Origin of the sequence: Leptothoe sp. PORK10 BA2 (assembly GCF_034932105.1) — a bacterium.
In the GTDB taxonomy this organism is placed as follows: domain Bacteria; phylum Cyanobacteriota; class Cyanobacteriia; order Phormidesmidales; family Phormidesmidaceae; genus Leptothoe.
Genome location: NZ_JAYGIG010000080.1, coordinates 1 through 8501, shown reverse-complemented (window position 1 = coordinate 8501; position 8501 = coordinate 1). Strand labels below are relative to the sequence as shown.

Below are 8501 nucleotides of genomic sequence, written 5' to 3'. Positions count from 1 at the left end.
CAGCCTTTTATCGTCCGCTGGCGGAAGAGGAGCGGGAGGAGATGAGTGAGGAGCAGGTGCAGGCGGTGGCCAGTGTCTGTGTGGAACAGTTAGTGAAGCAGATTGATAACTTGTGCGATCGCTACCAACTGCCCAATCCCATCACCGGTCGTCCAGGCTCAGCGGCTATTACCGGCGACCGGCTAGAGAGCATCCTGGAATCCGGCTTTCAGACCATTGCTGAGGCCATTCGGGGCAGTGGATTATCAGTGGATAGTCCGCTGCCGTCTCCGCCAGATTTAGAGCAAGGTGTCGTTATGGATGGGAGTGAGCTAGGGGACATGGAAGAGTATGAAATCGATTTCCCTGAGGAGATTTGCTAACGATTCTTGTGATCAGCCATCCTATTCGGTGGATTTTTTCTAACCCTGTTGCAATAACCTTGTTTTCTAAATCATATCGTGAGCGATCTACCTAAACCTCCAGACACCCGCACCGAAGCAGCCAAGGCAGCCCGAGAGAGTTACCTTGAGCTGGCGCGACGGGTGATCGGTGAACCGACTATTGACTACACTCAGCTTTATCAACGGTTCATTCAAAATGAATGGTCCGCGATTAAGTTGGATGATGAGGTGTCTTTGGCCGCGCTAAAGTCTGGGAAATCGCCGAAGGATGCCTGTATAACATTGCTGCAAAGCCCTTATGTGCAGCATCAGGTCTATGTCAAAGAGGTGCTCAGAGCGACGATGACTCGCTACGCAAAGGCAACCGTGCAGGAGGCTTTGAACCAGCTAAAGGGGCGACGGCAGCCACGAATACAGAAACCCCCAGAGTCAGAGGTGGAACGTTAAGTCACGTTCTATGTAACTTCGGGCGGTGGCGCTGAAGGGATTGATTGTGGGGCATTCGCCCGAGATTGAACGCTTCTCATAGTTTTGTAAATGGCTGGTTTTATTCAACATACAAGGCCATGCCATAAGCATGGCCTTGTATGTCTAATCCACCCTGACTCGCTTAGTCAGAATCGCCATCACTTCATTAGGCCGACCCGTGGCTAACGGACGGCTCCAGTCGTTAGGCTCGGCGTAGTTGAGCTTAAACAGTAAGGCAATGGTATTTTGCACCGCGATGAGGCTGCCCAGCAGCAGTAACCGCACATCCTCATAGTTATGGTCGGGTAAGGTTACGCTGGCAGGCTGATCTGTGGGCACACCTGCGCCCTGGTTAGGATCAATAAACATGGACTCTGATCTCCAATAAACAACGAGGAGGAAACCAGAGACCATAAAATAGCCACCCCGTGCATAGGTGCAATCCGGGGTGGCTACAGGTTACATTAAACCTGCGCTCCCAGGTTGTCTGCGCAACGTGGGGGTGAAGTCATCGGTTAGGTGTTACCAGCACCTACCGATGGCGCTAAATTATGGGCTCTGTAGTAAGGCCGTGAACAGCCTAAGGCTTAGAGTAACTACAACTTCCAACTGAGTCAAGGGGCAATTTGATAGGCAAGTTTAGATTTTTAGAGGGGCTAAAGTCTAATTAAGTCAATAGTTTTGAGAGCTATGCTGATCAATTAATCAGTTAGGACTCGTGAGCGCCTCCGTTTAGGCACTTTATGCTGATGCCTTCGAAAAATCCCTTCAAAACATAAGAATTTAGGTTGCTTGAGAACTGGTTTATAGGTTAAGAAAGTTGACGATCCGCCTATATGAAATATTCAATCACAAACTAAATTAAGCAATATTTCTATGTCCGCATAGATTCAGTTGTCGTTTATGGAGTTGTTCAACCGCCGAAAAGCTCCATAATGAGCTCATGAGCTGCCAAGTTTATTAGTGCTTAAGGCTGTTGAGGAATCAACCACATAGACAATATAGAGGGACAGTACAGCAGCAAAGAAACACCACACTGAAGCAAAGGCGTAATTATAAAACAGATACGTACCAATCAGAGAGAGGGCAACTAAGCTACCAAAAAGCTTTAGCTGAACTGATTGAGCTAACCAGAATGGGCCAACAACAATCAGAAGATAGATGAATCGTGAAACGTAACGCGGAAACCAACGGTCGTAGATCAGCTGGGTTTGGTAATCAATAGAACTATGGGCCACTGTTGGTAAAAAGCTACCTGCTTTGAATAAAAATGGTTCGTAGAGAGAACTACCAAAGAGAAAGCCTAGAACCATAATGGCCAGCATCATTCGCTTAACCCAGATTCGATGCTCTAGGAAAAAAACAGCCAGGGCGATCCAAATCAACCAAAACCAGTGGGAGAAAAATAGAAACCCTAGTGCTGCTGGGCGAATAAGGTCTATTTGTTGATGGGCCAGTCCTAACCATTCAACCCCTTCAAATCCCTGTTGGATGCCAAAGGCACAGGGAATAAATGCAAGTGGTAAATATCGGATGTCTCTATCCCAGGCAAACTTGCAGGCATACAAACCAGTGGGTATGAGTAGCGCTGCGGCTGTAAAGCTAGCAATGGCTGAAAAACACATGGTGGATGGGATGGAGGGTTACAAAGCGTCTTGCGCCACTATCGGGTCAACCACACCTCCCAGGGCGGTCAACGTCAATAACGGGAGTATCCAGCGTAACTTTGAGGACATAGGGCCATCATCCATCAACGTTCTTTAGCATAACCATCCAGGGCAAGGTATATTCCGGATATCCCTGAAAAAATTAGCATTCCAGCGGCTCTATAAGCCATTGCCAATAAGAATAAACGGTGCCCAGTAGCATGGATGCTTCGTGGCACCAAAGCCAAGCATCTCTTGACCATCGTCTAGGGACACATCACCCATAGCCGTTTCACAGATATTCAAACCAATGAGTTCCACATTGGGAAAGCTCCCCCCTTAAATGTCAATCAGGTTGGTATATTCTCCATGACCAAAGACATCCAGCAAGGTTCATTTTATAGCGTTTCTCAGTTGTTTTGACCATAGTAACAACAGTGAGTAAACCAACCGATAATATCGTTTTGACAAATCTCATCTATGGCGTTGGCGATCGCCTCGTTGAGCGTATCATAGGTGCGGGCTGCTTGAGAGCGGAGTGATTCTTTGATCTTGGACCAGCCGTTTTCAATGGGCGAAAAATCAGGGGAGTAGGGGGGTAGGTATACCAACTTGGCTCCAACAGCTTCAATGGCCTCTCGAATGCCCTCAACATGATGGGAACTGAAATTGTCCATTACCACACAGGCTCCCTGCCAAAGTGTGGGCACCACGACCTCTTCAACGTAGGTTCGAAACGCTAAGCCATCGGTGCCACCTTGCCAGGTCATCGGAGCAATAAAGCCCTTTGCCCAACTCAAGACCCCAATCATGGTCACGTTCTGGCCACGCTTTCCCGGTGCTTGACTATAGGCTCGTTTTCCTTTCTCCGAGCGGGCATATCGACGAGTCATGGCGAGATTGGAGCCCGCTTCATCCAGGAAAATTAAATCCTTAAGGTTGACCTCACCCATGGTTTGCCAGTACTCCATTCTTAAGGTTTGGACTCGATCTGTATGACGTTCGCTAGCCTGCAGTGTTTTTTTTTCGGGTGATTCCCAATGTTTGGGTAATGCGTCCCATCGTGGAACGACTCACCCAGACCTCCTCTTGGTCGTTCACTAAGACTTGGAGTTCCTCCAATGTGGCATCATTATTCGCGTCAATCAGGGTTTTGACCCGTCCAAGTTGGTCTGAATTTAGCAGCGGAGGGTTGCCACCACCATGGCCTTTCGGTTCTATTCCCTCACCCTTGCGCCATCGCTTAAGTAAACGTTGGACCGAGCTCAAACTGACTTGGAAGCGGCTGGCTAATTGGCGTTGAGAGATGCCTCCATCGGTATAAATATTGATAATTCTCTGACGTAAGTCAACGGAAAGGGGCTTCATTCTCAGGTTTTGTATAAGAGAGGCTTAGTAGATCCCTTATATTGTATTCAACTCGAGCAGGAACCGCTATAAGCAAGTCAGTGTCGCCGCTAGCGGTTGTTCATTCGCCCAATCAATCAGTAACTGATTCTCTCGAAAACTTGCACCAATACATTGTTCATGAAGCTGGATGGCTTTGTAATCTCGCCAATCACAGGGGTGTCCTAAGGGTGTCCGCACCCGCACTTTCCCACCATCTACACTCAACTCTTCTACCGGCGTTGACGCCGCCATCAACGCTAGCTCCTGACGATGGACTAAGCGCTGCTGAGTGCTATGACTCACTGACCGGCCTGGCAACATCTCAAGGTCTTGAGCCGCCCGTTCATAGGATTCGTTCGCACTCAACAATAAACAACATCTCTCTAAGACAGGACTGAGTTGAGTCTGACCTTTGACGGCTAGCTTTTGCGCTTGCTTTTCTGTGATTTTGAGGTCTCCGAGGATGCTTTTAACGGTTCGATTGCGACCTGCTCGGGTGCCACTCGCTGTTTGGCAAAAAACTCCCCTATTTCCGGGCCAACCTGCTGAAGCAGTTGCGAGCGCACCGCCAATTCAATCCCCTCCAAGGTCTTCAAAGCTTCAGCGTCCGTCTCCTCGTAAAGTAATTCGGCAATAGCGCGGGCATGGGCTTTGATTTTCTCTGCTTTAGATGTGTCCATGATTGTTCTAAGGCCTCAGCACAAATGGGGTCACTTTATAAGATAACCGACGTCAATCATTTCTTCCCCCTTAAGTATTTATGCTTACTTCAAAGGTGAGATGCACCCAGGCAGCCGACTTTTCTCTTGTTTAAAGCGACTTGCCCGTTTAGCTAGTTCCCGCGATTCTTCCACGCTCAGGGTGATCCGTTTGGCGGCAATCACTTCTGCTACTTGTCGCAGTCGTTCTTCGCTCATGGACTTAGCGAGGATGGCGTAGGCTTCGCCAAAGGGGTTGATGCGATCGATCAAATCCATGTCGAGTTCGGTCACCGATAGGGCAAACTGCCGCACGCCGTCGATCAAGGCGGTGTTTTTCGTCGCTCCGTTATCATTGGGATTGGTGGCACCGGGATTGGTGGCACTGGGGTTAGTCATACCGGGATTGATCGCATCGGGATTCGGGTTGTAGATCCCACCGGCTTCGTTGACACTGTGCTTGGCTTGTTGGACGAGGTTGAGGGCAGCGATCGCATGTTGACGCACCGCTTCTTGATCTTCTTCGGCTAAATTGGGGAATTTTTCTTTGACGATTTTGCCCATGCGAACTTGGGTCAGTTCTTCGGGTACCAGTTCCTCGTCGAATAGGCCGCGTTCGATCGTGGGCTTGTCTTGGACAAGAGCGGTCACCAGTTCGGTCAAGTCTTCGCGACAGATGCGCTCGGCTTCCTGGCTCTTGGGTTCGGCTAATCCCTTAATTTCGAGTTGGATTTGACCCGTTTCGGGATTCACGCCCACGTTGCACTTGCTCGGATCGTAGCCACCTTCGCCGTAGTCAAAGCCCGGAGTGGGTTCATTATCGGCACACTTGGGTTTGAACTCGAAGCGCGGTGCGAGTACCTGTTCCATTAGCAGGCTGGCGGCGATCGCCTTGAGCGTATCATTCACGGCTTCGGTGACGGCAGCTTCGCTGGCATCGGGTTCGGCAATCAGGTTGGTGAAGCGGGCGCGGGTTTTGCCGGGGGCATCGCGGGTGGCACGACCGATGATCTGGATAATTTCCGTCAGGCTGGAACGGTAGCCAATGGTGAGGGCATGTTCGCACCAGATCCAGTCAAAGCCTTCCTTGGCCATGCCGAGGGCAATGATGATATCGACGCGATCGTGCTTGTGGGCGGAGTCTTTGAGGGCGTTGGCGACCTTATCCCGCTTGGTTGGATCATCATCTACCAGGTCGGCGATCTTGAGTATCTTACCTTCGGCGGTTTTGACCAGTTGAAAGCCTGTTTGAGGATCGATCCCCTGCCATTCGCCCAGTTCCTCGATGATGTGCTCGACTTTGCGGATCTTGTCCTTGGTGCTTTCGCGGGAGTTGACGTTGGGAATGTGCAGGATGGTTTTTTCGTTGGGGTTGAGCACCTGCATGATTTCGTCGGTGTAGCGACCGGCGTAGAAGTAGTAGCCGATGTCGAGCTGCTTCAGGTATTGGTAGCCGTTGAGCTGTTCATAGTAGGTGTAGGTGACGGTTTCAAAACGGGATTCGTCGTCGGGGTGGAGGACGGCCTCGGCATCGCCGCGAAAGTAGGAGCCGGTCATGGCGATGATGTGGGTTTGGTCGCGGGTCATCAGTTGGCGGACGTGATCGCCCAGCTTGTTGTCAGGGTTAGCAGAAACGTGGTGAAACTCGTCTACGGCGATCAGGCGATCGTCCAACACCTCTACCCCAAACTTGTCCACGGCAAACCGGAAGGTGGCATGGGTGCAGACCAGCACCTTGGCATCGCTGTCGAGGAATTTCTTGACCGCATCCACTTTGCCACCGTTGTCTCCCCCTGGTACGTCGCAGAGGTTCCATTTGGGTTCGACTTGCCAATCTGCCCAAAAGCCATACTTGCTGAGGGGTTCGTTGTGGAAGCTGGAGCCGATCGCCTTTTCTGGGACAACGATAATGGCTTGTTTGAGCTTCTGGTTCTCTAGCTTGTCCAGGGCAATGAACATCAGTGCCCGACTTTTGCCGGAGGCGGGGGGCGATTTGATCAGCAGGTATTGTTCGCCGCGCTTTTGGTAGGCGCGTTCTTGCATCGGGCGCATTCCCAGAGCGTTAGGACGGGTGGAGGTTCCATCTTGGGCATAGGTGACTGAAACGGCGGGAATGGCGTTCGCTGAAAGCGTGCCTTTGGCGATCGGGTTATTCATCAATATTCGGCAGCTAGGATGATTGTTCAGGGGTGCTAGATTCGATGGTAACTTCCGAAAAGTCGATTCCACGATACACTTGCTCAATGGGGAAGCTCAAATTTACGGATTGCAACTCTATTACATCTCCAGCCCGGTAGTTGATAATTTCCCATCGTCCGTTTTCGTTTTTACGATAAAGATCGATCGCAATTTCCTGGGAACTGACCAATACATAATCTTGTAATTGCGGATTCTGACGATAGCGAAAGAACTTGTTGCCACGGTCATAAGCTTCTGTGCTCTCGGACAAAACTTCAGCGATTAAACAAGGATAGGTAATATATTGCGCTGTGGTTTTATCTCGATGATCGCAGCTCACACTGGCATCGGGGTAGGTATAGTCATCAGTCTCGACAATTTTCACCCGACAATCAGAGTTAAAGACCTCACAGCTACGATCAGATAAGTGATTATCTAGTAAGGCCCCGAATTTTAAGGCAATGCGACTATGGTTTCGGGTTCCCCCGCTCATGGCGTAGACTTCACCATTAATATACTCGTGACGACATAATTGCTGCTCTTCCCAAGCAAAATATTCAACGGGGGTTAACTTAGGTGACTGAGTCGGAACTGCAAACATTGATTCTACTCTCCGAATAGCTGGTCTAATTTTAACATCGGACATCTAGTGGGGGATCTGGCGGGTCAGAGAGCGATCGCGCTGCTCATCATTTGCCTCCTTTGCGTGTAGCAGACTTTTTGAGTGATGCTGGCTGTGCTGTCATTTTGGTATATAGCTCGAAGAGTTTTTCGAGGCGTTCGGTGTCGTTTTTGAAGCGGCGACCGATGTAGATGCGTTCGAGGATTTCGTCGTTGCGAACGTGGGCTTCCCTCACCAGCGGAAACTCGCTGTCCATGCGTTTTGGGCCGTACATCTCGGCGATCGTCGCGGGGAAGTAGTGTTCGCGGGCGAGGAGGATGTCTTCGGCGCAGCGGGTGAGGTCGGTTTTGTTTTGGTCGGTGAGGGTGGGGACGGGGAAGGTGTTCCAACCGAGGGTGTTGGAGTAGCGAAAGTCGGTTTTGAGTTTGCCGCAGACGGTGGCGATCCAGACGAGGTGTAGGCGCGAGGCGATCAGCGCCATGTTCCAGAGGGGAGCATCATAGAGAGCGAAGGCAAGGTTGGTTACTGTGGAATGAGCATCGATTAATCCGACTGGGAGATAATCCCGACTTTCAGATGAAACGCAGGGCATAGAGATAGTTTGTACCCTGCCAATATTCATCTCACGCATTTGATGGGAACGCGCAGCCATATCATTCGCACTTTTGTCGCGGCTTGCCAGTCGCATTGCACGCACCCCTTCAATTCGATGTCGGATTGGTTCAATCGTTAATGCTTGATCCAAATCGGCATCCTCAATCCACAGGCAATAGCGAGACAGCCCCCGAATAAATTCCGCTGATCCATAAATTCGTCGAATAAATCTTTCACGTTGTTCTTTGCTCAAGCCAAGTGTATTGACCTCATCTTTGGAAAGCAGCAAGTTGCCACCGTCATAGGGCATATTCCCCCGTAGCATTTCGGCTATTTTGGCTAAAGGCGCTGCTTGCTTTGAAAGCTTAACATTAGTCCCAGCGACTAAATAAGCATTAACTCCTAAGAAACACACCCAGCAACGTCAGGTTTGGGAACGAGGTCAAAGCCTAATGATTGGGCTTTTCGCTGTAATTGGTTCAGCATCCGCTCACGATACTTTTGCTCATAGGTTTCAACGCCA

Annotated in this window: 11 protein-coding genes and 1 pseudogene; 2 read left to right on the top strand and 10 right to left on the bottom strand. The window is 50.1% G+C overall.

Annotated features, from left to right (window positions below):
* Both VB741_RS14080 and VB741_RS14075 read left to right on the top strand, forming a co-directional pair.
* Positions 1–362: hypothetical protein (locus VB741_RS14080; RefSeq protein WP_323365816.1), on the top strand; the 362-nt coding region annotated here is incomplete at its 5' end.
* Positions 363–440: 78 nt separating this feature from the next.
* Positions 441–830: a hypothetical protein gene (locus tag VB741_RS14075; protein ID WP_323365815.1), complete on the top strand. Its 390-nt coding sequence runs from the start codon at positions 441–443 to the stop codon at positions 828–830.
* A gap of 144 nt (positions 831–974) precedes the next feature.
* On the opposite strand, the gene VB741_RS14070 is transcribed toward VB741_RS14075, so the two are convergent.
* The 10 genes and pseudogenes from VB741_RS14070 to VB741_RS14025 form a co-directional block, all read right to left on the bottom strand.
* Positions 975–1220 carry a hypothetical protein gene (locus VB741_RS14070; protein WP_323365814.1) on the bottom strand — a complete coding sequence of 82 codons (246 nt, stop codon included), beginning with the start codon at positions 1218–1220 and terminating at the stop codon, positions 975–977.
* 572 nt (positions 1221–1792) lie between these two features.
* The gene (locus VB741_RS14065) at positions 1793–2476 is read right to left on the bottom strand and encodes a DUF6629 family protein (RefSeq protein ID WP_323365813.1); all 684 of its coding nucleotides are present in this window, start codon (positions 2474–2476) and stop codon (positions 1793–1795) included.
* 201 nt (positions 2477–2677) lie between these two features.
* The gene (locus tag VB741_RS14060) at positions 2678–2818 is read right to left on the bottom strand and encodes a hypothetical protein (RefSeq protein ID WP_323365812.1); all 141 of its coding nucleotides are present in this window, start codon (positions 2816–2818) and stop codon (positions 2678–2680) included.
* A gap of 89 nt (positions 2819–2907) precedes the next feature.
* A complete protein-coding gene (locus VB741_RS14055; protein WP_323365817.1) occupies positions 2908–3513 on the bottom strand; it encodes an IS630 family transposase in 606 nt (201 codons plus the stop codon).
* A complete protein-coding gene (locus tag VB741_RS14050; RefSeq protein ID WP_323365811.1) occupies positions 3503–3865 on the bottom strand; it encodes a helix-turn-helix domain-containing protein in 363 nt (120 codons plus the stop codon). The genes VB741_RS14055 and VB741_RS14050 overlap by 11 nt, the downstream gene beginning before the upstream one ends.
* A 66-nt stretch (positions 3866–3931) precedes the next feature.
* Complete coding sequence (locus VB741_RS14045; RefSeq protein WP_323365810.1) at positions 3932–4252, bottom strand: hypothetical protein; 321 nt, start codon at positions 4250–4252, stop codon at positions 3932–3934.
* Positions 4253–4305: 53 nt separating this feature from the next.
* Positions 4306–4566, bottom strand: coding sequence for a hypothetical protein (locus tag VB741_RS14040; RefSeq protein WP_323365809.1), 261 nt, complete (start codon positions 4564–4566; stop codon positions 4306–4308).
* An 84-nt stretch (positions 4567–4650) separates the two neighbouring features.
* Positions 4651–6741 carry a DEAD/DEAH box helicase gene (locus VB741_RS14035; RefSeq protein ID WP_323365808.1) on the bottom strand — a complete coding sequence of 697 codons (2091 nt, stop codon included), beginning with the start codon at positions 6739–6741 and terminating at the stop codon, positions 4651–4653.
* A 13-nt stretch (positions 6742–6754) separates the two neighbouring features.
* Positions 6755–7363 carry a Uma2 family endonuclease gene (locus VB741_RS14030; RefSeq protein ID WP_323365807.1) on the bottom strand — a complete coding sequence of 203 codons (609 nt, stop codon included), beginning with the start codon at positions 7361–7363 and terminating at the stop codon, positions 6755–6757.
* Positions 7364–7451: 88 nt separating this feature from the next.
* Positions 7452–8378, bottom strand: a pseudogene (locus VB741_RS14025) (type IIL restriction-modification enzyme MmeI); the annotation flags it as partial.
* Between the last annotated feature and the right edge of the window lie 123 nt (positions 8379–8501).